Origin of the sequence: Streptacidiphilus jeojiensis (genome assembly GCF_042510965.1) — a bacterium.
Classification (GTDB): Bacteria; Actinomycetota; Actinomycetes; order Streptomycetales; family Streptomycetaceae; genus Streptacidiphilus; species Streptacidiphilus jeojiensis.
The window spans coordinates 434,401-457,256 of record NZ_JBEUKS010000001.1 but is presented as its reverse complement, the minus strand read 5'-3'; the positions used below and the strand labels follow the sequence as shown (position 1 = coordinate 457,256).

Annotated in this window: 21 protein-coding genes and 1 pseudogene; 16 read left to right on the top strand and 6 right to left on the bottom strand. The window is 71.6% G+C overall.

Annotated elements, in window-relative coordinates; translation table 11 throughout:
- The first annotated feature begins 49 nt into the window (after window positions 1-49).
- From ABUW04_RS02015 to ABUW04_RS01985, 7 genes are all read left to right on the top strand, one after another.
- Window positions 50-4,072 (top strand): CHAT domain-containing protein, encoded by a 4,023-nt coding sequence (locus ABUW04_RS02015; protein ID WP_380562051.1) that lies wholly within the window; start codon window positions 50-52, stop codon window positions 4,070-4,072.
- Window positions 4,073-4,182: 110 nt separating this feature from the next.
- Window positions 4,183-4,629 (top strand): hypothetical protein, encoded by a 447-nt coding sequence (locus ABUW04_RS02010; RefSeq protein ID WP_380562049.1) that lies wholly within the window; start codon window positions 4,183-4,185, stop codon window positions 4,627-4,629.
- A 102-nt stretch (window positions 4,630-4,731) separates the two neighbouring features.
- Complete coding sequence (locus tag ABUW04_RS02005; protein ID WP_380562047.1) at window positions 4,732-5,637, top strand: hypothetical protein; 906 nt, start codon at window positions 4,732-4,734, stop codon at window positions 5,635-5,637.
- Between the two features lie 106 nt (window positions 5,638-5,743).
- A complete protein-coding gene (locus ABUW04_RS02000; protein WP_380562045.1) occupies window positions 5,744-6,637 on the top strand; it encodes a LysR family transcriptional regulator in 894 nt (297 codons plus the stop codon).
- Between the two features lie 87 nt (window positions 6,638-6,724).
- Entirely contained in the window at window positions 6,725-7,423 is a 699-nt protein-coding gene (locus ABUW04_RS01995; protein ID WP_380562043.1) for a DUF4097 family beta strand repeat-containing protein, read from the top strand.
- Window positions 7,420-8,418, top strand: a complete 999-nt coding sequence (locus tag ABUW04_RS01990; protein ID WP_380562040.1) for an ATP-binding cassette domain-containing protein — start codon at window positions 7,420-7,422, stop codon at window positions 8,416-8,418. The genes ABUW04_RS01995 and ABUW04_RS01990 overlap by 4 nt, the downstream gene beginning before the upstream one ends.
- The gene (locus ABUW04_RS01985; RefSeq protein WP_030256347.1) at window positions 8,415-9,206 is read left to right on the top strand and encodes an ABC transporter permease; all 792 of its coding nucleotides are present in this window, start codon (window positions 8,415-8,417) and stop codon (window positions 9,204-9,206) included. Before ABUW04_RS01990 ends, ABUW04_RS01985 begins: the two co-directional genes overlap by 4 nt.
- Before the next feature lie 5 nt (window positions 9,207-9,211).
- On the opposite strand, the gene ABUW04_RS01980 is transcribed toward ABUW04_RS01985, so the two are convergent.
- A complete protein-coding gene (locus ABUW04_RS01980) occupies window positions 9,212-9,895 on the bottom strand; it encodes a TetR/AcrR family transcriptional regulator (RefSeq protein ID WP_380562038.1) in 684 nt (227 codons plus the stop codon).
- 78 nt (window positions 9,896-9,973) lie between these two features.
- Here ABUW04_RS01980 and ABUW04_RS01975 point away from each other — a divergent pair, with 78 nt between their 5' ends.
- Entirely contained in the window at window positions 9,974-10,801 is an 828-nt protein-coding gene (locus ABUW04_RS01975) for an ABC transporter ATP-binding protein (protein WP_380562036.1), read from the top strand.
- Window positions 10,798-11,616: an ABC transporter permease gene (locus tag ABUW04_RS01970; RefSeq protein ID WP_380562034.1), complete on the top strand. Its 819-nt coding sequence runs from the start codon at window positions 10,798-10,800 to the stop codon at window positions 11,614-11,616. Before ABUW04_RS01975 ends, ABUW04_RS01970 begins: the two co-directional genes overlap by 4 nt.
- Before the next feature lie 29 nt (window positions 11,617-11,645).
- On the opposite strand, the gene ABUW04_RS01965 is transcribed toward ABUW04_RS01970, so the two are convergent.
- The gene (locus ABUW04_RS01965; protein WP_380562032.1) at window positions 11,646-12,713 is read right to left on the bottom strand and encodes an RNA polymerase subunit sigma-70; all 1,068 of its coding nucleotides are present in this window, start codon (window positions 12,711-12,713) and stop codon (window positions 11,646-11,648) included.
- 186 nt (window positions 12,714-12,899) lie between these two features.
- Here ABUW04_RS01965 and ABUW04_RS01960 point away from each other — a divergent pair, with 186 nt between their 5' ends.
- Window positions 12,900-13,199, top strand: a complete 300-nt coding sequence (locus tag ABUW04_RS01960; protein WP_380562030.1) for a hypothetical protein — start codon at window positions 12,900-12,902, stop codon at window positions 13,197-13,199.
- Entirely contained in the window at window positions 13,196-14,689 is a 1,494-nt protein-coding gene (locus ABUW04_RS01955) for an MFS transporter (protein WP_380562028.1), read from the top strand. Before ABUW04_RS01960 ends, ABUW04_RS01955 begins: the two co-directional genes overlap by 4 nt.
- Here ABUW04_RS01955 and ABUW04_RS01950 read toward each other — a convergent pair.
- A complete protein-coding gene (locus ABUW04_RS01950) occupies window positions 14,674-15,942 on the bottom strand; it encodes an MFS transporter (protein ID WP_380562026.1) in 1,269 nt (422 codons plus the stop codon). The two genes, ABUW04_RS01955 and ABUW04_RS01950, sit on opposite strands and share 16 nt — an antisense overlap.
- 72 nt (window positions 15,943-16,014) lie before the next feature.
- Between ABUW04_RS01950 and ABUW04_RS01945 the strand changes: the two genes are divergently transcribed.
- Complete coding sequence (locus ABUW04_RS01945; protein WP_030256326.1) at window positions 16,015-16,857, top strand: LysR family transcriptional regulator; 843 nt, start codon at window positions 16,015-16,017, stop codon at window positions 16,855-16,857.
- Between the two features lie 100 nt (window positions 16,858-16,957).
- Here the strand turns inward: ABUW04_RS01945 and ABUW04_RS01940 are convergent, their stop codons facing one another.
- On the bottom strand, window positions 16,958-18,475 hold the full coding sequence (locus tag ABUW04_RS01940; protein ID WP_380562024.1) for a sialidase family protein: 1,518 nt from the start codon (window positions 18,473-18,475) through the stop codon (window positions 16,958-16,960).
- A 354-nt stretch (window positions 18,476-18,829) separates the two neighbouring features.
- Here ABUW04_RS01940 and ABUW04_RS01935 point away from each other — a divergent pair, with 354 nt between their 5' ends.
- Window positions 18,830-19,264 carry a hypothetical protein gene (locus ABUW04_RS01935; RefSeq protein WP_380562022.1) on the top strand — a complete coding sequence of 145 codons (435 nt, stop codon included), beginning with the start codon at window positions 18,830-18,832 and terminating at the stop codon, window positions 19,262-19,264.
- Window positions 19,265-19,309: 45 nt separating this feature from the next.
- On the opposite strand, the gene ABUW04_RS01930 is transcribed toward ABUW04_RS01935, so the two are convergent.
- Complete coding sequence (locus ABUW04_RS01930) at window positions 19,310-20,035, bottom strand: SDR family oxidoreductase (protein ID WP_380562020.1); 726 nt, start codon at window positions 20,033-20,035, stop codon at window positions 19,310-19,312.
- A 94-nt stretch (window positions 20,036-20,129) separates the two neighbouring features.
- Between ABUW04_RS01930 and ABUW04_RS01925 the strand changes: the two genes are divergently transcribed.
- Window positions 20,130-20,699 (top strand): TetR/AcrR family transcriptional regulator, encoded by a 570-nt coding sequence (locus ABUW04_RS01925; RefSeq protein WP_380562018.1) that lies wholly within the window; start codon window positions 20,130-20,132, stop codon window positions 20,697-20,699.
- Window positions 20,700-20,886: 187 nt separating this feature from the next.
- On the opposite strand, the gene ABUW04_RS01920 is transcribed toward ABUW04_RS01925, so the two are convergent.
- Window positions 20,887-21,408, bottom strand: coding sequence for an MFS transporter (locus tag ABUW04_RS01920; protein WP_380562016.1), 522 nt, complete (start codon window positions 21,406-21,408; stop codon window positions 20,887-20,889).
- A gap of 40 nt (window positions 21,409-21,448) precedes the next feature.
- On the opposite strand from ABUW04_RS01920, the pseudogene ABUW04_RS01915 reads away from it, so the two are divergent.
- Both ABUW04_RS01915 and ABUW04_RS01910 read left to right on the top strand, forming a co-directional pair.
- Window positions 21,449-21,727 (top strand): annotated as a pseudogene (locus ABUW04_RS01915) (BCCT family transporter); the annotation flags it as partial.
- 724 nt (window positions 21,728-22,451) lie between these two features.
- A complete protein-coding gene (locus ABUW04_RS01910; protein WP_380562014.1) occupies window positions 22,452-22,781 on the top strand; it encodes a hypothetical protein in 330 nt (109 codons plus the stop codon).
- Window positions 22,782-22,856: the final 75 nt, after the last annotated feature.

The window sequence follows — 22,856 nt, the reverse complement described above, 5'->3', positions numbered from 1 at the left end:
GGATCACGCGGTCCACCAGTATCGTGAATCACCTAACCCGGGAGCTGCCATGGGGGTTGACTGGCCGTCAAGGCTACGGGCCCGCATCGGGTCCTTCGAGGCGAGCGGGTCCGGGGACGTCCTCTCCGCCGAGGCGACAGCCGAGATCGAGCAGGTCGCCCTCACCGGCGCCGGAGCAGCGGGGACCATGGGGCTGCTGGCGGCTGCGCACTGGTACCGCTACCTGGCCGGAGACGACCTCGGGGAACTTCGGCAGGCGCTCGCCCTCAGCCAGCGGCTTCACGAGGCTCAGGCGGACGAACTGCGGCCCGAGATGCTGGGCACCGCGCTGGACACGGTCGACGCCGTGGTCGCCGGAGACGAGGACGAACAGCGACCGGCCGGCGAGGCCGCGCTGACGTGGGCCCGGCTCTACTTCTCGATCGCCGGGCTCTGGCTCGAGGACGAGGACGAGGACGCGGATCCCGATGTGCTGGCGCGGGCCCTCGCCGCTGCTGTGATCAGCGCAAGCCTGGTGCCCGAGGACCATCCGCTGCTGGCCGGTTCCCTCGGCGTTCTGGGCCTGGCGATGTCGCGTGACGGCGCCGCCACGGGCAACAGCGCCGAGATCCGGTCCGCGGTGGCGGTGCTGGACGAGGCGCTGGATCTCGTTCCGACCGGCGACGAAAGACGGGTGCAGCTTCTCGGGGTCCGCATCGGGGCGTTGGTGGAACTCGCACGGCAGGCACCCACCCCGCAGGCCCGGACGGACCTGGCCGTGGCCCTGGTCGAGAGCATCTCGGAGCTCGGACCGGACCACCCTGGCGCGCACAGGATGGTCCGGCTGGGCAACTCCCTCGCCGCCGAGTTCGATGCCGTGGACCCGCAGAGCCATCCGGACCTCGCGGTCGCCCTGGCCAGGTTGATGGTCGTCACCAGGCCGGCCGGCGACCGGGCACGGATCGCCGGTCTCTACTGCCTCGGGTCCGCGCTCCACCTCCGTGCCGGATCGCAGCAGTCTCCCGACGACAACCGCGAGGCCCTCTCGGTCGCCCGTGATCTCGTCGCCGAGATCGACGACACGGAGCACGACCTGCGCGGCACCGCGATGCTGCTCCTGGCCACCTGTCTTCAGCAGAGGTACGAACTGGCGGGCGACAGCGCGGCGGTGAAGGAGAGCATTGCCGTCGCCCGTAGCGCTCTTGCCCCGCCTGCGGACGACCCCGTGATCCGCGCCGAGTGCGAGGTGGTCCTGGGGTTCTCGCTGCTCGTCGACCACCAGGCCGGCGGGCACCGGTCAGTGCTCGACGAGGCGATCGCAGTCCTCGAAGCGGTGCCCGGTCCCGAGGAGTCGGTCCCGGTGCAGCCCCGCCAGCTGTCGCTGCTGGGTGCTGCCTACACTTACCGCTTCCGTCTGGACGGCGGCGACGCGGACCTCGACCGCGCCGTCGACCTGGGCCGGGCCGCCGTGGCGGCGACACCGGCGGGACGCCCGGACCGTCCGGACTGGCTGGGAAATCTGGGACAGGCGCTGTGGCTGCGGTTCCTGCAGCACGGCGACCGCCAGGATCTGGAGCTGGCGCTCGACGCCTCCCACGCCGCCGTCGCGGCAACGCCGGCTGCGTACGCGGACCGGGCCAGGCACTGCATGAACCTGGGATCGGTACTGCAGCACCGGTTCCGGACGGGTGGCGACCCCGCCGACCTGGACCGTGCGATCGACGCGTTCAGCGAGGCGGATGCCCGGGTCAGCCCCGACACCCACGCAGCCACCCTCGCCCGGTCCTCGCTGTCCACCGCTCTGGGAGACCGGTTCGAACTACGGGGCGACACCCGGGACCTCGATGACAGCCTCGCGCTGATGCGTGCGGCGGTCTCCTCGCTCGACGAGGACAGCATCGACTACCCCGGGGTCCTGAACAACCTCGCCTCGGTCCTGCACCGGAGGTTCACCCAGAACAGCGCCGCCGCCGAACTCGACGAGTCCATCGAAGCCAGTCGGCGCGCACTGCGCTCGGCCACACCGGCCGGCCGGGACGCCACGCAGGCGCGGCTCCATCTCGGCAACTCCCTGCGAACCCGGTTCGAGGTCCTCGACCACCGGACCGACATCGACGAGGCCGTCGCTGTCCTCAGCACCGCCGGCCGAACGGCGAACAGTGCGGACCGACCCAGCGCGCTGATCAATCTGTCCATCGCCCTGTCGAGCAGGTTCGCCGTGTCGGCTGAGCAGTCCGACCTGGACGACGCTGTCACAGCGGTGAGAACTGCCGTGGCGGCCCTGCCGCCCGGCGACGTCCGCACCGCTCGATACCAGGCCACGCTCGGGATGACGCTGAACCTCCGCGCCGCGAACGGGGGTGCCGCCGACGACCTCGACCAGGCGGTCACCGCCTTGCGCTCGGCGGAACAGGCGACCCGACCGGGGGAGCCCGAACGAGCGGCCCGCATGCTGAGCCTGAGCCAGGCCCTGCTCAACCGCTCCCGGAACTCCGGCTCGCTGGCCGACCTCGCCGCGTCCCTGGACCTGGCACGCTCCGCAGCCCATGCCGTCGTGTCCCCGGTCAGCGTGCGGATCGAAGCCGCCCGGCTGTGGGCCTCGCTCGCCGCCGGATCAGGGACCCCCGCCGACGGGCTACCGGGCTGGCGACTGGCCATCGAGCTGCTCCCGCTGATCGCCTGGCAGGGCGTCCCACGATCCGACCAGGAACGCGCGCTCTCCGCGCTCAGCGGCCTGCCGAGCATCGCCGCCGCCGCCGCGCTCGGCGCCGACCAGCCGGAGCTCGCCGTCGAACTGCTGGAACAGGGACGAGCCCTGCTGTGGGCCCAACTCCTGGACACCCGTACCGACCTGACCGAGCTGAGCCTCGCTGACCCGGCGCTCGCCGTAAGGCTCGCCGAGCTGCGCGCGGCACTCGACCAGCACCGCGGCAACGACCTGCACACCGGCGCCGAACCCCTCAGAACCGACCGCACCCACCTGGCGCGCGAGTGGGACCGTGCGCTGGAGCAGGCTCGGGCCCTGCCTGGATTCGCCGACTTCCTGCGTCCGCCGCCTTTCGCCTCGCTCGCGCGTGCCGCCACCGAGGGGCCCGTCGTGCTGCTCAACGTCAGCGAGGACCGGTGTGACGCGCTGATCATCACCAGTGGTGGAGTCCGGGTGGTTCCGCTGCCCGGGCTGACCGACCAGGGACTCGTCACCCAGCTGAACGCGCTCTACGCCCCGTCGGTGCTGGCCCCCCGACGCCCCGCCGAGGTGATCGTCGCGCCTCGGGTGATCGCCGGCGTGCTGGGCTGGACCTGGGAGAACATCGTCGCTCCGGTGCTGCGGGAGATCGGCACGACCGAGCGGATCTGGTGGTGCCCGACCGGCTACCTGGCCACACTGCCGCTGCACGCCGCCACCGACCCGCAGACCGGTCGGTGCACCATGGACAGCGTCGTGTCCTCCTACACGCCGACATTGCGCGCGTTGCTCAACGCCCGTGCAGCGCCGCAGCTGCCGGACGGGGACGCAGACGTGCTGATCGTCGCGGTCCCGGACGTGGTGGGCGCTCCCAAACTGATCGTTCAGCCGGAGATCGACGCGATCACCGAACGCCTCGGCGACCGTTGCCGGATCCTGTCCGGGCCGGACGCGACCCACAGCAGGGTGTGCGCGGAGCTGGGCCCGAGCCGCTGGGTCCACTTCGCCTGCCACGGAGTCCAGGACCCGGCTGACCCCTCGGCCGGCTCGCTGCTGCTGTACGACCGGCCCTTGAGCGTCCTCGACGTCACCGGCCTGCACCTGTCCAACGCCGAACTGGCCTTCCTCTCGGCATGCCAGACCGCCAACTCCGGGGCCACGCTGGCGGACGAGTCGATCCACCTCGCGTCTGCGCTCCAGACGGCAGGTTTCCGTCAGGTCGTGGCAACCCTCTGGCCCCTCTACGACGCCCCGGCGCCGATCGTGACCAGGAGCGTCTACGCCGGCCTGGCCAGGTCCGGTGACGCGTCCGGCACGGCCCGACTGCTGCACGACGCGGTACTGCTGCTGCGCGACGATGGCCTACCCCCGGCGATCTGGGCTCCCTATCTCCATATCGGCCCCTGACGCTGCGCTGCCGGCCCGTCATCCGGCCATGTCGATGGCGCCTGATCGGCGCCTGCTACGGTCGACGGGCAATCAGAGCGGTATCGGGGCGAGGGCAGGAAGCAGCAGCGGTGGACGGCACGCGCAGGGACACGGGCCCGGCCCGGCTGCTCGCCGTGCTCGCGGTCCTGGTCGGCATGTTCCTGATGCACGGCGCCCCCACCACCGCGATGGGCGACTGCCACGACGCAATGTCGCTGACGCTGCCCAGCACCCATCCCATGGCCGCCACCGCACTCATGGCCGACACCGCGCCGATGGCCGGCAAGCCTGCCGCGCAGGTCCAGCGGCCGACCGGCGTGACCACGGGTTCGCAGGGCACCAGTTGCGTGTCCACCCTGACCCGCGACCACCTCACGCTTCCAGCCGCGCCGCTGATGGCACTCGCGGTCCTGGTCGCGCTGAGCGTGCTGGTCGGGGCTGGCCGGCTCGGCGGAATGCGATCCGCGCGGCGCAGAGGCCCGCCACCGACCGGCGGTCGGCAACTTCTCCTCCAGGTGTGCATCGCCCGGACCTGACCGGACCACCGGCCCCCTCGCCCGACGCGAGGGGTGCCGGGGCTGGTCCTGTCCTGTTCCCCGCGCCGCGCTCCGGCGCCCACCTGAGAGACCACCACATCCATGTCTTCTTCCTTCCTGCCCTCCTCCTCCCGTCGGCGAACCGCTGTCGCGGCCCTGGCCGCGTCCGCCCTGGCCGTGACTCTGGCCGCGTGCGGCTCCAGCTCCGGGGACGGCTCGGCCATGCCCGGCATGCCGGGGATGACGACCACCAGTGCCATGCCCTCCATGGACGGCATGGGCGCCATGGCGTCGGGCGACGGCCTGGCCGCGACCAGCGGCGGCTACACCCTCGCCTCCGCCACCGCCACGCTGCCCGCCGGTCAGGTGTCCGACTACCGGTTCACGATCACCGGCCCGGACGGCAAGCCGGTCACCGGCTTCACCGTCGACCAGACCAAGAAGCTGCACTTCTACGCGATCCGCTCCGACCTGACCGGGTTCCAGCACGTCCACCCGACCATGGCCGCCGACGGGACCTGGACCGCGCCGCTGGCCGCCCTCACCGCCGGCACCTGGCGGCTGTTCGCCACCTTCACCCCCGACTCCGGCTCGGGCCGGGGCACCGACTTCGTCCTCAGCCGCACGGTCACCGTCCCCGGCAGGCCCGTGGACACCGCGCTGCCGGCGGCGTCCACCAGCACCACTGTCGACGGCTACACCGTCACCCTGACCGGTGAGTTGATGGCCGGCATGGCCCACCCGTTGACCGTCACGATCACCAGGGACGGCAAGCCCGTCACTGACCTGGAGCCCTACCTGGACACCTACGCCCACCTGACCGCCTTCCACCAGGGCGACGGTGCGTTCGCGCACCTGCACCCCACCACCGCGGCGACCGGCGCCCACGGCGGCCCGGCCCTGTCCTTCCACGCCGAACTGGCCAAGTCCGGCGACTGGCGGCTGTTCCTGCAGTTCCAGACCGCGGGAACGCTGCACACGGCCGCGATCACCGTGCACGTGAGCTGACCCGCACAGCGGGCCGGGTCGCAGTGCCGGTGTGGGCACCCTCCGGGTCTGGACTCGGCCCGCATGATCGGCGAGAGTGGGCCCCGGCATCGACACGGGGGTAGCGGTGGAACTGCGCGACATCGAGATTTTCCTGACGCTGGCTGAGGAGCTGCACTTCGGGCGGACGGCGGAGCGGCTGTTCGTCTCGCCGGCCCGGGTCAGTCAGGCCATCAAGGCGCAGGAGCGGTTCATCGGCGCCCCGCTGTTCGAGCGCAGCAGCCGCACCGTGCGGCTGACCGCCATCGGGGAGCAGCTGCGGGCGGAGCTGGGGTCGGCCTACGCCGGGGTGCGCGGGTCGATCGAGCGGGCCCGGATGGCCGCGCGCGGTGTCACCGGGCAGCTGAGGGTGCAGATGATGCCGGTCAACTTCGTGGATCTGCACGTCTACTGGAAGACCTTCCGGGCCCGTAATCCGCAGTGCCGGCTGAGTGTGGGGCTGGCGGGTCTGGAGGACCCGTTCAGCAAGCTGCGCAACGGCGAGGCCGACGTCTTCGTCGCCTGGCTGCCGGTGGAGGAGCCGGATCTGACGGTCGGTCCGACGCTGCTCACCGATCCCCGGCTGCTGGCGGTGGCCGACGACCATCCGCTGGCCGGGCGCACCTCGGTCGGCGTCGAGGAGCTCGCGGACTTCCCGCACATCTCCGCGCCGCTGCAGCTGGACTACTGGGAGGACGCCTACTTTCCGTTCGCCACCCCCGGGGGACGGGCGTTGGAGCGGGTGCGGCCGGTGGTCCACACCTACGAGATGGTGGATCTGGTGACGATGGGGGAGATCGTGCAGATCTGGCCGACGCACGTCACCCGGCACTGGGTGCTGCCCAACGTCCGCTGGCTGGCGCTTCCGGACTTCTCGCCGCTGTCCTTCGCGCTGGTGTGGCGCACCGAGGCGGAGAACGACCTGATCCGTGCCCTGGCGGCGACCGTCCGTGACGTCGGGACCCTGGAACTCCCGGGCTGACCGACGGGGGATCATGAACACCGGGGTTAACACGCCTTGCGGATCTCGTCATTGTTCGGGCGCTGAGCTGCGACGACGCTGAGGGGCATGAGCAAACCTCTGCGTTTCACCACCCCCGCCCCCGTCTCCGTGCTCCTCGACATACCGGCCGGACAGCTCCGGCTGACCGCCGCCGACCTGGCCCAGACAATCGTCGCCGTCCTGCCCGCCGACGCCGCCGAGCCCCGTGACGTGAAGGCGGCCGAGCGGACCACCGTGGAGTTCGCCGAAGGCGTCCTGCGGGTCCAGGGCCCGAAGGAGAAGAAGAGCCAACTGCTGGGCCCCACCGGATCAGTGGTGGTCACGGTCCAGCTGCCGACCGGTTCCGGTGTCGAGGCGAAGGCCGCCAGCGCCGAGCTGCACAGCACCGGACAGCTGGACTTCGTCGCCTTCGACGGCGCGCTCGGCACGATCGAGCTCGACGCGTGCGCCACCCTGCGCGTCACCAGCGCCGCCGGTGACGTCACGGTCGGACGTCTGGGCGGCGACGCCCACATCAGCACCGGCGAGGGCGACATCCGCATCGGTGAGGCCGCCGCCGGGGCGCTGGTGCTGCGCACCCAGTCCGGCTCGATCGCGGTGAATGCCGCCCCCGGCGTCTCGGCGACCATGAACGCCGGCACCACCCTGGGCCGGATCGACAACGCGCTGCGCTTCGACGGCGTCGCCGCCCTCACCATCCACGCGACCACCCTGCACGGCGACATCACCGCCCGCAGCCTGGACCTGGAGGACTCCCTCTCGTGAACCCCCCGACGAACGGCATCGCCATCGCGGCACGCGAGCTGCGCAAGTCCTACGGCGACCAGGCCGTGCTGGACGGCGTCGACCTGACCGTGCCGAGCGGGACGGTCTTCGCCCTGCTGGGCCCGAACGGCGCGGGCAAGACCACCGCCGTGAAGATCCTCTCCACCCTGGTGGCCCCGGACCCGGGCAGCGGCCAGGTCGTCGTCGGCGGCCACGACCTGGCGACGGACGCGCAGGCGGCGCGCGCCGCGATCGGCGTCACCGGCCAGTTCTCCGCGGTGGACGGGCTGATCACCGGAACGGAGAACATGCTGCTGATGTCCGACCTGCACCACCTGCCCAAGGCCGAGGGACGGCGGACGGCGGCGCGGCTGCTGGAACGCTTCGACCTGACCGAGGCGGCCGGACGGCCGGCCTCGACCTACTCGGGCGGTATGAAGCGCCGCCTGGACATCGCGATGACCCTGGTCGGCAGCCCACGGGTGATCTTCCTGGACGAGCCCACCACCGGTCTGGACCCCCGCTCCCGCCACGACATGTGGCAGATCGTCAGGGAACTGGTCGCCGACGGCGTCACCGTCTTCCTGACCACCCAGTACCTGGAGGAGGCCGACGAGCTCGCCGACCGGATCGCGGTGCTCAACGGCGGACGGATCGTCGCCGAGGGAACCGCCGAGGAGCTCAAGCGCCTGGTCCCCGGCGGCCACGTCCGGCTCCGCTTCACCGACCCGGTCGCCTACCGGGCGGCCGCGGACGCGCTCGACGGCGCAGCCGGGGACGAGGAGGCGCTGACGCTGCAGGTCCCCGCCGACGGCAGTCAGCGCCGGTTGCGGGAGGTGCTGGACCGGCTGGACGCCGCCGGCGTCGAGGCGCACGAGCTGACCGTGCACACCCCCGACCTGGACGACGTGTTCTTCGCCCTGACCGGCGGCGCTCCCCAGGCCGCCCCGACCCGGTCCAATGCGGCCACCCAGCCCGAGGAGGCCCTGACATGAGCGCGATCGACCTGGCCGTGCGCGACTCCACGACGATGCTGCGCCGCAACCTGCTCCACGCCCGCCGCTACCCGTCGCTGACGCTGAACCTGCTGCTGACACCGGTCATGCTGCTGCTGCTCTTCGTCTTCGTCCTCGGCGACACCATGAGCGCCGGCATCCACGGCGGTGTGCCGGACCGGTCCGTCTACCTCGCCTACATCGTGCCGGGCCTGCTGCTGATGACCATCGGCAGCACCGTGATCGGGACCGCGGTCTCGGTGGCCACCGACATGAACGAGGGCATCATCGCCCGGTTCCGCACCATGGCGATCCACCGGCCCTCGGTACTGATCGGGCATGTGGCGGGCAGCGTGCTGCAGTCGGTCGCCAGCGTGGTGCTGGTCGGCGCGGTCGCCGTGGCCGTGGGCTTCCGCAGCGTCGGGGCGGGCGCCCTTGACTGGCTGGCGGCTTTCGGGCTGGTGGCCCTGGTCGCCCTGGCCTTCACCTGGATCGCGGTGGGCATGGGCCTGGTCAGCCCGAACGCCGAGGCGGCCGGCAACACCGCAATGCCGCTGATCCTGCTGCCGCTGCTGTCCAGCGCCTTCACCCCGGTGCACTCCATGCCCGGCTGGTTCCAGCCCTTCGCGCAGTACCAGCCGTTCACACCCGCCATCGAGACGCTGCGCGGGCTGCTGCTCGGCGGCCGGATCGGGGACAACGGCTGGCTGGCAGTGGGCTGGTGCCTGGGCCTGACACTCCTCGGCTACGCCTGGTCCACGTCCGCGTTCAACCGCGACGGACGCTGACGCGGTCAAGCCGAGTCGGGTTCGGTGCGCGGGGCGTAGCCGAGGACGGCGTCGCTCAGCAGCCCGCGCATCTGGACCAGCAGGTCGGCTGCGTCCCTGGCGACATGCGCGGGTGGGTGTCCGGCCACCATGTCGCGGCTGATGGACTCCAGCAGGGTGGAGTGCACCCAGTCGAGCTGGCCGGCGACCAGGCCGGGCAGGCGGGCGGCCCGGGCCCGGTCGTCCGTCGTGGCGGCGTCCGGCGCCGCCTCCTGCTCGGCGCGCAGGGTGGCTTCCAGATCTGCCACGGACTCCCGGCGCAGGTGGGCCAGGGCGGCCTTGAGGGTCGGGGAGGCGTCCACGACCCTGGCGAACCGGCCGTAGCCGCCGACCAGCCCCAGTTCGGGTGCGCCCGCGTTCACCGCCGCACCGAGCCCGCGCAGCACGGCCTCCGCTGCCGGCTCACCCACCCCGCGCTCGCGCACCATGCGCGAGAGCCGGGTGGTGGAGCGGCGGGTGCGTTCGAGGAAGAGGTCTTCCTTGGCCGGGAAGTAGTTGTACACGGTGTTGACCGAGACGTCGGCCGCCGCGGCGATCTCGGCCATGGTCACCGCGTCGAAGCCGCGCTCCAGGAAGAGGCCGGCGGCCGTCTCCGCGATGTGCTGCCTGGCCTGCCGCTTCTTGCGCTCCCTGAGACCCTCTTCCGCCATGCCCCCAGCATAGCTTTCTGGTGGGTCTCAAAGATTGACATGGTTGCAAAATTTAAGTGCCCCTGTTTTCCTGGGCATGTGAAACTCATCGAGACCACCGGCCTGACCCGGACCTTCCAGAGCAGACGCGGGCCCGTGCACGCGGTCCGCGGGATCGACCTGACCGTGCCCGAAGGCGAGATCCTCGGCTTCCTCGGCCCCAACGGCGCGGGCAAGACCACCACCCTGCGCATGCTCACCACACTGCTCCCGCCCACCGGCGGCACCGCCCGCGTCGCCGGCTGCGACCTGGCCGCCGACACCGCGGGCGTCCGCCGCCGCATCGGCTACGTCGCCCAGTCCAGCGGGGTGGACCCGCACATCTCCGTCCTCGAGGAACTGGTCACCCAGGCCCGGCTCTACCGGCTGAGCAAGGCACAGGCGGCGGGCCGGGCCGAGGAACTGCTGCACGACCTCGACCTGACCGCACTCGCGCACCGCCCCACCGGAGCCCTCTCCGGCGGCCAGCGCCGCCGCCTGGACATCGCCATGGCACTCACCCACCGCCCGCCCCTGCTGTTCCTGGACGAGCCCACCACCGGACTCGATCCGCGCAGCCGCGCCGACCTGTGGCAACTGGTCCGCCGTCTGCGCGACGAGCACGGCACCACCGTCTTCCTCACCACCCACTACCTTGACGAGGCCGACGCGCTCGCCGACCGCATCGTGGTGGTCGACCACGGCCTCATCAGCGCCGAGGGCACCCCGGCCGAGCTGAAGACCCGCTACGCCGGCTCCATCGACGCCACCCTCCAGGACGCCTTCCTGGCCATCACCGGCCACGACCTCACCACCGGAACCACCGGCACTACGGGCGACGGTCCCACCGCCGGCTCCGCCCGCCGACGGACCAGGAGCCACGCATGACCGCCGCGACCGCCCCCCTCACCCCGCTCGACCCCCTCGGGCCGTCGAGCCCCCGCCGGTGGTCCGCGCCGGCGGCCGACACCGCCCTGATCTTCGGCCGCTACGCCCGCCAGACACTGCGCTCCCGCTACCAGATGGCCTTCGGCATCCTCCAGCCACTGCTCTACCTGGTCTTCTTCGGGCCACTGCTGACCCATGTGCGCCTCGGATCGGCGGGCAGCTCCTGGCAGGTGCTGGTCCCCGGCCTGCTGCTGCAACTCAGCCTGTTCGGGTCGGCGTTCGCCGGATTCTCGATCATCATCGAGAAGAACCACGGCATCGTCGAACGCATGCGGTGCACCCCCGTCAGCCGCCTCGCCCTGCTGCTCGGCCGCGTCCTGCGGGACGCCTGTCTCTTCGTCGCGCAGGGCGTGCTGCTCGTGCTGGCCGCCCTGGCCATGGGCCTTCGCGCACCCGTCCCTGGCATCCTGATCGGCTTCGCCTTCGTCGGACTGCTGACGGTCTCGCTGGCCTCGCTCTCCTACGCGGTGGCCCTCAACGTGGACCGCCCGCAGGAGTACGGGCCGCTGGTCAACGCCTTCACCATGCCGTCCATGCTGCTCTCGGGCCTGATGCTGCCGATGACCCTGGCGCCGGGCTGGCTGAACGCGATCTCGCACCTGGTGCCGTTCCGCTACCTCGTTGACGCCATGCGCGATGCCTACCTCGGCCACTACGCCACCGGCGCCGTCCTCGAAGGCGTCGCCGTCGCCCTGGCCCTCGCCGCCTGCTCACTGACGGTCGGCACCCGGGTCTTCCGCAGAGCGGGTGCCTGACCGCCCGTCAGCGAGGGCCAGGGATACCGTCAGTCCGATTCGGGCAGTGTCCGGGGCAGCCCGAAGCGTGTCATGACGTCGGTGCTGAAGCTGGTGATGGCCGCGATGCGGTCGCCGGCGGTGGTGATGACCAGGAAGCAGTAGGCGCGGTGGACATCGGCGTGGGGGTCGGCCAGATACAGGCCGAAGGCGGGCTGGCCGTTGGCGCGGGTGGGTACCACGCGGTAGCTGCGGCCGGGGCGGAAGGCAGCGGCGGCGAGGACGTGCTGGGCCGATTCGATGCCGCGGTACTCCAGCATGGCCGGGGGCATGGAGAGCCTCACGTCGGTGACGAGCAGCTCGATCATGGCGTCCAGATCGGCGCGCTCCAGGGCGTCGGTGAACCGGGCGACGAGCCGGTGCTCGGCGCCGGAGTCGGTTTGGGGTGCCGGCCTGCGACTGCCGGTACCGGAGCCGCTGCTGTCGGCGCTGTCGGGACTGCTGGAGCCGGCGAGGTGGTTGTCGACGGTGGCGCGGGCGCGCTTGAGGGCGCTGCTCACGGCCTCCTGAGTGGTGTCGAGCATCCGGGCGACTTCGGCGGCGCGGTAGTCCAGGACGTCGCGCAGCACGAGCACCGCGCGTTGGCGCGGGGGCAGCAGTTGCAGGGCGGTGATGAAGGCCAGGGAGATGGCCTCGGAGGTCTCGTAACGAGCCTCCGGCCCCGGGCGCTGGTCGACGAGGTGGTCGAGCAGGACGTCCGGGTAGGGCTCCAGCCAGGGCGGGGCGTCACCGGCGCCGGTGGGTTCGGGCAGCGTGGCCTCGGGCGGCGGGGGAGCGGTACGGGGGCGCCGGCTGTCGGCGCGCAACATGCTCAGGCACCGGTTGGTCGCGATCTGGTACAGCCAGGTCCGCAGTGAGGACCGCTGGCCGAACTCGCCGAGGTTACGCCAGGCGGACACGAGCGTCTCCTGGAGTGCGTCCTCGGCGTCCTGCAGGGATCCCAGGATGCGGTAGCAGTGCACCTGCAGTTCGTGGGAGTGGCCCTGGACCAGGTCGCGGAACGCGTTGTGGTCGCCGGCCCGGGCTTGGGCGATCAGGTCCGTCGTGTCGGTCTCCATCGGCATGCATCCTCGCCTTTCTTCTCTCCGCAGGGCGCGTTCGGCTCGTCTACCGGTACCGACGCCGCCGGGCCCGCGAATTGGGCGGTGTCGCGTCGCCCAGTTTCGGGCCGGCGGTGGCGTCTACCCGATTGGAGGCGCTCCCGGTCCGGGACGCGCCCCGGAGACAGGACAGGACCACAGATCATGACCAAGTACGTCTTCTCCTTCCGTGTGCCCGCCGACTATGCGCCCGACGCCGGGACGCCGGCCGAATGGCGGGCCTGGTTCGGCACCCTGGGCCCGGCCCTGGTGGACGTCGGCAACGCGGTGACCGACTACGCCGCGCTCGGCGAGGTCGGCGGCAGCCGGTCCCGGGTGGTCGGCTACTCGGTGGTGTCCGCCGAGGACATGGACTCCGCGCTGGCGCTGGCCAAGGACTGCCCGGCGCTGCGGGTCGGCGGCGGGGTCGAGGTCGGCCCGGTGATGGAAGCCGCCGGATCGTGAGCGACGCCGTGACCGCATCGACTCCGCCGCCGCAGGGGTCGTTCCTGGCGACCGGACGCGGCCGGGTCACCCTGGCGCTGCTGTGCGCGGTGACGTTCCTGGACGTCATGGACGGCTCGATCGTGAACGTCGCGCTGCCGACCATCCGCACGCAGTTGGGGTTCTCGGTGCCGAACCTGCAGTGGGTGGTCAGCGGGTATCTGATCAGCTACGGCGGGTTCCTGCTGCTGGGAGGGCGGGCCGGGGACCTGTTGGGGCGACGGCGGCTGCTGGTCGCCGGGACCGCACTGTTCGCGGCCTCCTCGCTGGCCTGCGGGTTGGCGGACAGTCAGGCACTGCTGGTCGGCGCCAGGCTCGCGCAGGGCTTCGGGTCGGCGATGATGTCCCCGGCCGCACTGGCCATCCTGACCACCACCTTCCAGGGCTCCGACCGGCACAAGGCACTGGGCGTGTGGGCCGGGATCAGCGGGCTGGCCTCGGCGGTCGGGTTGTTCTTCGGCGGGCTGCTCACCCAGGACTTCGGCTGGCGGTGGGTGTTCTTCGTGAACCTCCCGATGGCCGCGCTGGTCCTGATCGGGGCGTTCCGGATGCTGACGGCCGATCACGGCCGGTCCGCGCCAGGCGGGTTCGACGCTTTCGGCGCGGTGCTGGTCACCGCCGGCATGCTGCTGCTGATCTTCACCCTGGTGAAGGCGCCGGACGAGGGCTGGGGCGCGGGACGCACCGTCGGCGGGCTGGTCGGCTCGGCGGTGCTGATGGCCGCGTTCCTGGTCAACGAGCAGCGGCGGGCCCGGCCGCTGGTGCCGTTGTCGATCTTCCGGATCAAGGGCCTGGCCGCGGCCGATGCCACCCAGGTGATCGCCTGGGCCGGGTTCTACTCCATGTTCTTCTTCGTCACGCTGTACATGCAGAACGTCCTGGGCTACTCCCAGCTGCAGGCCGGGCTCTCGTACCTGCCGGTGAGCGTCGGCATCGGGTTCGGCTCGACGCTGGCGACGAAGATGTTCGTACGGACCGGTACCCGTCCGATCATCGTCTCCGGTGCGCTGCTGGCCGCCGGTGGCATCGTGTGGCTGTCCCGCATCCCGGTGGACGGTACCTATCTCGGCAACCTGCTGGCCCCGCTGGTGGTCATGGGGGTCGGGCTGGGGCTGCTGTACGCCGGTGTGCAGACGGCCGCGAACGCGGGCGTACCGGAGGACCAGGCCGGACTGGCGGCGGCGCTGATCACCGCCTCCTTCCAACTGGGGTCGGCGCTGGGCCTGGCGGTGTTCACCGGGATCGCGACCAGCCGCACCAACCACCTGCTGGCCGCCCACATCCCAGCCCCGGAGGCGCTCACCTCCGGGTTCCAACGGGCCCTGCTCGTCAGCGCCCTGTGCCTGCTGGCGGCCGCAGCCATCGCCCTGCGCGCCGCCAACACCCGCGGCGAACCCGCCGCCGCGGCGGAGATCCGACCGGATCTGGAACCCTCCTACGACCCCGCGTGACACGACACGGCGCTACTACGCGAACCCGGGACGGCGTCCAGCGCCGTCCCGGGTTCGCTGCCAACCGCGCCGACGGCGCCCGACGGGCGCCGGCCCGCGTTGGAGCGGCGCGAGAGCAGGTATCCCGTCAGGGCGGTGGCCAGACCGGCCAACCCGGCCGCCGCGAAGCCGCTGGCCGGCGCGGACAGGTCGATCGCTGCCCCGACCACCGGGGAACCGACGGCGAAGCCCGCGCTCAGGGCCGAGGACTGCAGGCCGGTCGCCTCGCCCCGGACAGCGGCGGGTGCGAGCCCGCTCACCGCGTCGGCCACGGTGGACAGTGTCGGTGCGGTGAGCAGTCCGGCGCCGATGCCGGCCGCGCACAGCCCGGGCCAGCTGTGGGCGAGTGCGGCGGGAACGGTCGCCAGCCCGAGCCCTGCGAGCAGCAGCCAGGTGGGCAGCGGACGGGACAGCGTGCCGTACACGAGCCCGCCGACGACCGAGGACACCCCGTAGACCGCCACGACCAGGCCGGCCCAGGACACCTGGCCGGCTGCTCTGAGGGTGGCGACGACGGCCAGCTCGGTACCGCTGAGCAGCACCGTGGTGCCGAACGCCATCACCAGGACGGCGATCATGTGCGGGCCCAGCCACTCCCGGCGGCGGGGGCGGACGATCGGGCCGGCTTCCGCCTCGCCCTCGGCCCGCAGCGGGGGGTTGAGCAGGGCGATGCCCGCCCCGCCCAGCGCGATCGCGGCGCCGGCGCCCCACACCACCGCGCCGGGGGACGTCGCCGCAGCGCAGAGGATCACGATCGGCGGCCCGAGCACGTACGACAGCTCACCCTGTACCGATTCAAGCGCGAACGCGGCCCGGCGCTGCCCCGTGGTCGTCGTCGCGGAGATCGCCTGCCTGGTCACCAGTTGGGCCGGCACCATCAGCAGCCCCGCTGCGAAGGCAGCGCCCAGGAGAACCGGATACGGCAGGACCGGCACACTCAGCCAGAACACGACCTGTACCCCAGCGGTGGACATCAGCACGACGCGCGCGCCCCGTTTGTCGATCAGGCGGCCGAGCAGCGGCCCGCCCAGCGCCAGCCCCGTGGTCAGAGCCGCCGCGACAGCCCCGGCTGCCGCGTAGCTCCTGTGCAGGCCCAGTACGACGTACAGCGTCAGCGTCATCATGTCGGCCGCGAGCGCGGCGCGGGCGAGCAGGGAGACTCCGAGCAGCGCCGCCAGCCCCGGCACGGCGAGTACCTGTCGATATCTGATCACCTCTGTGACGCTAGAACGCTCGCACAGCCATAGGAAGCCCTTATTCTGTTGGATACGGCATAATGGCTGCTTATGGGGAGAGATCTTGAGACCGCACTCCTGAGGTCGTTCGTCACCGCCGTGCGGGTCGGCAGCATCAGCCGGGCCGCGACAGCCCTGGGACACACCCAACCCGCGCTCAGCCAGCAGCTGCGCAAGCTCGAGAACACCGTCGGCCGCCCCCTGCTGCACCGATCGCCGTCCGGGGTCCTGCCGACCAGGGCCGGTGAGGAACTCCTGCCGTACGCCGAACGCATCCTGTCACTGTCCGAACAGGCACTCAGCGAAGCCGGACGCGCGCTCACCGGCCACTGCGGCATCGGGCTGCTGGAGGATCTCGCCGCCTACCAGCTTCCACAGGCGTTCGCCGACCTGGCCGGACTGCACCCTGATGTGACGCTGGAAGTGCTCAGCCTCTCCACCGCCGAGATGCGGCAGGCCTACGACGCGCGCCGCGTCCAGCTCGTGCTCGACGCGGTGGGGGACCTTCCCGGGCCGCCGCGCTGGACGGTGCGTCGCCCCCTGGTGTGGGCGATCGGCCAAGGCGTGGACGTCACGGCGGATCCGCTGCCGGTGGTGCTGTTCTCGAACCCGTGCTTCTGGCGCACGTCGTTGCTGGAGTCGCTGGAGCGTGCCGACCGTCGCTGGCGGGTGGCGTTCGAAAGCAACAGCCTGGCCGGTGTGCTCGCGGCGCTGCGGGCCGGGCTGGGCGTCGCGGCGCTCATGCCGGCGAACCTGGAACCGGCGATGGCCGGCCACGACCCGGCGGCCCTGCCGCCTCTGCCGGACCTCGAACTCGGTCTCACACGGCATCCACGCAGTGAGGGTGACCTGTTGGTCGACGCCGTGGAGACCGCCTTGCGACGGACCATCTGAGGTGGATCGAGGGTGCGCTCGAACAGCGTGGTGACAGCCCGTCAGTCCGGGCAGGGGCCGTGTCGGGTGCGGTGGGCCCCTGCCCGGGACCGAGGTGCGGTCAGGGGCTGTCCTCACCGCCTCCTGAGGTGCCGCCGGCTGCCAGCCACTGGGCGTAGGCGATCGCGGCCAGGCGGGCCGAGGCCAGGTTCTGCCGGGTGGTGGCGGGTACGGCCGCCGCGGTGCCGGCCGCGGCGGTGAGTCCGGTGGCCGGGGTGTACATCGCCTCGTGGAAGACCGATCCGGTGGGGGCGGTGGCCACGGCGAAGACCGGGTGGGCGGTTCCGGCGGAGAAGGAGGTCGAGATGTAGTCGCCGACCATGGTCCCCTGGGTGGTGCTGGCCAGCCAGGAGTGGCTCATCGGCCCGGCCAGCTGGGTCGGCGTGCTCCAGGTGCTGCCGCCGTTGGTGGAGGAGAGGTATCCGACGTCCAACTGGCAGGTGGCGGCGGTGCAGTTGGCGACCGGATGGTAGTAGTAGGCCAGTGCCAGGTGCGCGGTGCTGCCCGAGGTGGTCGGGTCCACGGCCAGGCCGGGGATGAAGTGGTCGACGGTGCTGGTGGTCGCGTCGATGGGGATGCGGACCACGGTGGACCAGGTGGTGCCGTTGGTGCTGGTCGACATCACGATGTCGTTGGAGGTGCAGGCGCCGCCGCTGGTGCGGAAGCGGCAGTCCTGCCAGACCACGTAGACCTTGCCGGCCGCGTCGATCTCGGCCGAGGGCAGCGGTCCGCTGCGCAGGGAGCCGTGCACGGTGTAGGTGCTGACGGTGGTCACCGTGGTGGCGCTGGTCCAGCTGCTGCCGCCGTTGGTGGAGGTGAAGGCCCGGATGGAGGTCTCCGAGGCGCTGGCGATGGGGACCACCACGGTGCCGTTGGGCTGCACCACGGGCTGGCCGCCCAGGCCGGTGGCGTTGTTGGCGGTGGTCTTCGGGGCGCCCCAGGTGAGACCGCCGTCGGAGGAGGTGGTCATCTGGATGCGGTCGCCGTTGCCGTTGTTGTCGTACTCGGTGTAGCAGTTGCCGTAGAAGGCGCTGGTGGCGGTGTTGTCGCAGACGATCCAGTTCTTGTCCAGGCTGGAGCCGGTGGCGGTGGTCACCGGGTTGCCCCAGGTGTGTCCGCCGTCGGTGGAGCGGCTGGTGAAGACGGCGGGCACGGTCACCGACGCGGTGATCGGGATGGCGGAGACCAGCCAGACGTTGTGTTTGGCGTCGTAGGCCACCGAGGCGTCACTGACCCGGGCGTAGCTGCCGCCGGCCTGGGTGGTGATCCCGGGCAGGAACCCGTTGGTCCAGGTGGCGCCGCTGTCGGTGGAGGTGGCGAAGCCGACGTTGGAGCCGCCGCCGTCGGTGAACCGGCCGACCTGGAAGGCCGACACGATGGTGGAGCCGTAGGCGAAGGTGTCCGGCTCGACCTCGGTGGCGTGCTGGCTGGTGGTGTTGGTGTAGGGGTCGGTGCTCAGCTGGGTCAGTGCCGGAGCCGCGGTGGCGGTTCCGGCGGTGAAGAGCAGCCCGGCCGCGGACAGGGCCGCGGTCACCAGGCCGGGTCTGGCCAGACGCAGGAGTAATGATGCCAAGGACATGAACCGTTCCCCTTCCGAAAGCGGGCACGTCCGAAGCACGGTCCGCTGCGGGAGGGAGGCGACAGAGCAAGCCCCTTGCACGTCCGCCGTGTGGGCGGGCGAAGCCCGGCAGAACCGAACATCGTGCAGACGTGCGTGAGGACTGCGCCACTGTCCCGCTGCTGTGCGATTCATGTCAATGGGCCTGGCTGACCTGCCTTCAATTGCCGCGGCTGAAGCCGGGGACATCCACCAAGCGCCGGACTCCCGGCCCTTGGGCACCGGCGGTGTCCGGACGGAGGTCCACGGCTGATCGGCGAGGACATGGCAGGCTGGTCTCCACTGAAGGCGCGATCGAGGAGGACGAAGGCTCTCATGGCTGAATTCGCGTTCGAGACGGAGTGGACCGGCGGCAAGGGCGCGATCGACCGTTCCCAGCAGTTGAGCGCGGCGGTCGCGGCCGCCGCGAAGGTACTGGCCGCTTCCGTCGCCGACGGGGCCGGCGGCGCCGAGACACCGGGGGCGGTCCTCGAACACCTCGACTCGCTCCGCGACGCCAACCGGGATCTGGTCCAGGCCTTCGAGAACATGGCCGGCCAACTCGCCAGGATGCGCCAGCACAACATTCTGATCAGCGTGAAGGAGGAGGGGGCGCAGACGCAGCGTTCGGCCGATGCCGTCCTCGCGCTGAGCGCCGCCGCCGACGGAGCCCGGCAGTTGGACGGCCTGATCTCCGCAGCCCGAGAACCGCTGCTGGACCTGGCTCTGACCACCGAGGCGGGATCGGCGGTGTGGGACCTCTACCAGTGACGCAGCGCAGTCCGCAGGACCCCGCGGCCGCCGGTACCGCTGCCGTCAGTTGCCGGTCAGCAGCGAGCCGCCGTCGACGGTGAGCACGGTGCCGGTGACGAACTGGTTCTCCATCAGGTAGAGGTGAGCCGCGGCGATCTGCTGCGGCTCACCTATCGCACCGGTGAGAGCGCGGCGCGCGAGGCTGTCGAACACCGCTGCGCGCTGGGGCTCGGGAACGGCGTCCCACAGCGGGGTGCGGACGGCGCCGGAGCGAACGGCATTGACGCGGACCGGGGCGAGATCGACGGCCAGTCCGCGGGCGAGGCCCTCGGTGGCCGCGGATCCGGCGGAGGCGAGGGCGGCACCGGGGACCGGGCGGACGCCGACCGTCCCCGAGGTGAGGGTGATCGAGCCACCGGGGCGGATGCGCGGGGCCGCGTGCTTGGCGACGGCGACGGCTCCCCAGAACCGCACGTCGAAGGTGCGGCGGGCCTGGTCGAGCGGGAGTTCCCCGAGCGCACGGCGATCGGGCTGGTCGCCGGCGGTGAACACCACATGGTCGAGTGCGCCGACGCGGGCGAACAGGTCGGCGACGGCCGCCTCGTCGCGTACGTCCAGTGCGGCGCCGTCGCACGAGTCCGGCAGTTCGGCGAGCGCGGCGTCGATGCGCTCCTTGCTGCTCGAGGCGATGGTGACGACAGCGCCGGCTCCGGCGGCCGCGTGGGCCGTGGCCAGTCCCATGCCGGAACTGCCGCCGATGACGACGATGCGCTGACCGGTGAGTGCCATGGTGCTCCTCCTGGATACGCCGAGCTGATGACTCAGTGAGACATCACGATAGCACCCGATGACCCACTGAGTCATCACTGCTAGGATTCCGACCATGCCGCGTTGGGAGCAGGGAACGGAGGAACGGCTGCGCGAGGCCGCGCTGGAGCTGTTCCTGGAGCACGGGTACGAGAACGTCACGGTCGCGCAGATCACCGAGCGCGCCGGGCTGACCCGTCGCACCTTCTCCCGCTACTTCGCGGACAAGCGCGACGTGCTCTTCGCCGGTTCGGATCAGCTTCCGGCCGCGCTCGCCGACGCGGTGCTGAGGGCCGACGCGGGGCTCACACCGTTCGAAGCCCTGCTCAGCTCCCTCGAACGGGTCGGCGACACGGTGGCGGCCCGGGTCGCCCCGCACGCCGCGCAGCGACAGGCGATCGTCGACAGCAGCACCGAACTGAAGGAGCGCGGCCGCACCAAGTTCGCCGCCGTCTCCGACGCCCTGGACGCGGCCCTTCAACAGCGCGGGGCCGCCCCGCCGACGGCGGCCCTGCTGGCGAACGTCGGCGTCGCCATCTTCCGCACCGGCTTCGGACGCTGGGTCGACGAGCCGGACACCGCCACCTGCTCGACCCGAGTCCGCGAAGCCGCCGACGAACTCGCCCACGCCCTCGACCACCGCTGAGGGCCTGAACCGACCCTGGCAGCAAGCCCTGGTACCGAGGTAGCGGTACCAGGGCCCACACCGGCGGAGTTTCAGCCCGCTTTCACCAGGAACTGCTCGACGGACGGTCGCTGCGTGGCACGGCGTCAGTTCACTGTCGCGACTGGGGCGGAGGTGCTGCCGTCGCGACGGTGGGCACGGACAGGGCTCAGCGCACCGACTTCACGAGCACCACCAGCGACGCACCGCCCAACGCGATGCAGGCGCAGAGCGGGAACATCGCCGAGTAGCCCCACGAGGTGACGATCGCCGAGGCGATGAACGGGGCAGCGACCTGCGGGGCCGCGTTGGCGATGTTGATCAGGCCCATGTCCTTGCCGGCGTCCTCGCCGCGCGGTAGCACCTTGGTGATCAGGGCCATGTCGACGGCCATGTACATACCGAAGGCCAGGCCGTTGACGACATTGAACACGATCATGCCGTTGACCGTCGGGGACAGCATCGGGATGAACAGCGACAGCGCGGCCAGGACTCCGGAGCCGAGGACGAAGAGCTTGATCCGGCCGAAGCGGTCGGCGAGCTTGCCGATGGCCACCGCGGCGACGACCATCGACAGGGCGCTGACCACCATCAGGAAGCCCATGGTGGAGGCGGCGTCCGCGGGGGCGACCTTGATGTAGGCCAACAGGATGTAGAAGCTGTAGGTCTGGACGATGAAATAGCCGGTCACGACGCCGAATCGGGAGACGAACGCGATCGCGAAGTCCGGGTTGACCTACTTCAGCACCAGCGCGGACTCGGCCCCGCTGGTGCTGGGGTCGCTCTCGCAGAGCGGCGCGCTGCACCCGCGCACCTGGCTGGTGGTCAGTTGGGGTGTACTGATGGGTGCGGTTGCCGCCGTGCTCCTGGTGGCCGGCGGCCTGCAGGGTCTGCAACGGGCCACGATCCTGGTGGCACTGCCGTTCGTGCTGGTGATGCTGGCACTGTGCTGGGCACTGGTGAAGGACCTCCGTGCGGATCCGGCCGTGGCCCCGTCCCGGTTGCACGGCAACCCGCAGGGCCCTGGCCGCCGCCATCCGCGCTGCGGTCGGCGAGCCCCTGGCCGACCGCCGGGACTGACCGCCGACCGCCCGGCAGGGGACTGTTCGACTGCTCGGCCGCACGAGTGGCTCGGGATGCCGGTCCGTCAGGGAGGGGATAGCGTCCGAACAGGACCACGTCCTCGGCCTGCACGTGGGAGGACACCGAGGGAGGAAAGCGTGCATCAGATGCGTCCGGAGCTCGCGGTGGCGGCGGGCGAAGCAGGACTCAAAGCCCTCGTGTGGCACATAACAGCGGGGCAGGACGCCCCGATGCTGTGTGGACGACACCTGCCCCCTCCGGACACCGTACCGAGGGAACGAGAGTTTACAGAGCGTCAGTGCGCACCGTGCCTGCAGGCATACCGGCAGGTGCTGGCCGCAGCACCTTGCTGAGCTGCTGCTCCATCCATCCCGCCCCCAACGGGGCGCTCTCCCGGGAGGGCGGATGCCCACATCGTCCAAGCGCAAGCGGCGGCGGCGCTCGCGGGCAACGACCCCAGCAGTCGCAGCCGCGAGCACACGCGTCCCTGCCCGGCCGGTGGCAACGACCGGGTCCGCGCCGTCGGCGCCTGAACCGGAGCCGGCTACCGTGCCCGAGCTCGGACCGACGCCGGAATCGGATGACTGCCCGGTCGGCGGAGTGCCCCTTGCCCCGGGGAATCCGGTCGTTGCCCCGGCCGCCGGCGAGGAGGTGGCATCCGCACTCCCGCAGGACGACCAGCTGCGCCCTCTGGGTGTCCCCGCGGCCGCACTCCTGACGGCCTTCGCCGCGACCGCGCTGGCAGGGCGGCACCTGTCCCGGGCACATGGGATCACCGTGGGCGTGCATGCCCTGGCGGGCGTGGCCGGGCTGGTTCTCGCGCTGGTCGCGACATGGTGGGTGGTGCGTCCCACGACCCGGATCGCTTGCCGCGGCGCGGTGACGGCAGGGTGCGCACTGGCGAGCATGGGTATCGCGGCGGTGGACTTCGGCATGCTTGCCTGGCTCGCCCTGGCCCAAGGTGTCGCCGCGAAGTCGTAGGACGGAACACGGCCTGCGGCCGTCCGGCTCCCGGAGCAGCGGGGGAGAAGCATCCGGCTCCGCCGTGTCGGTTCC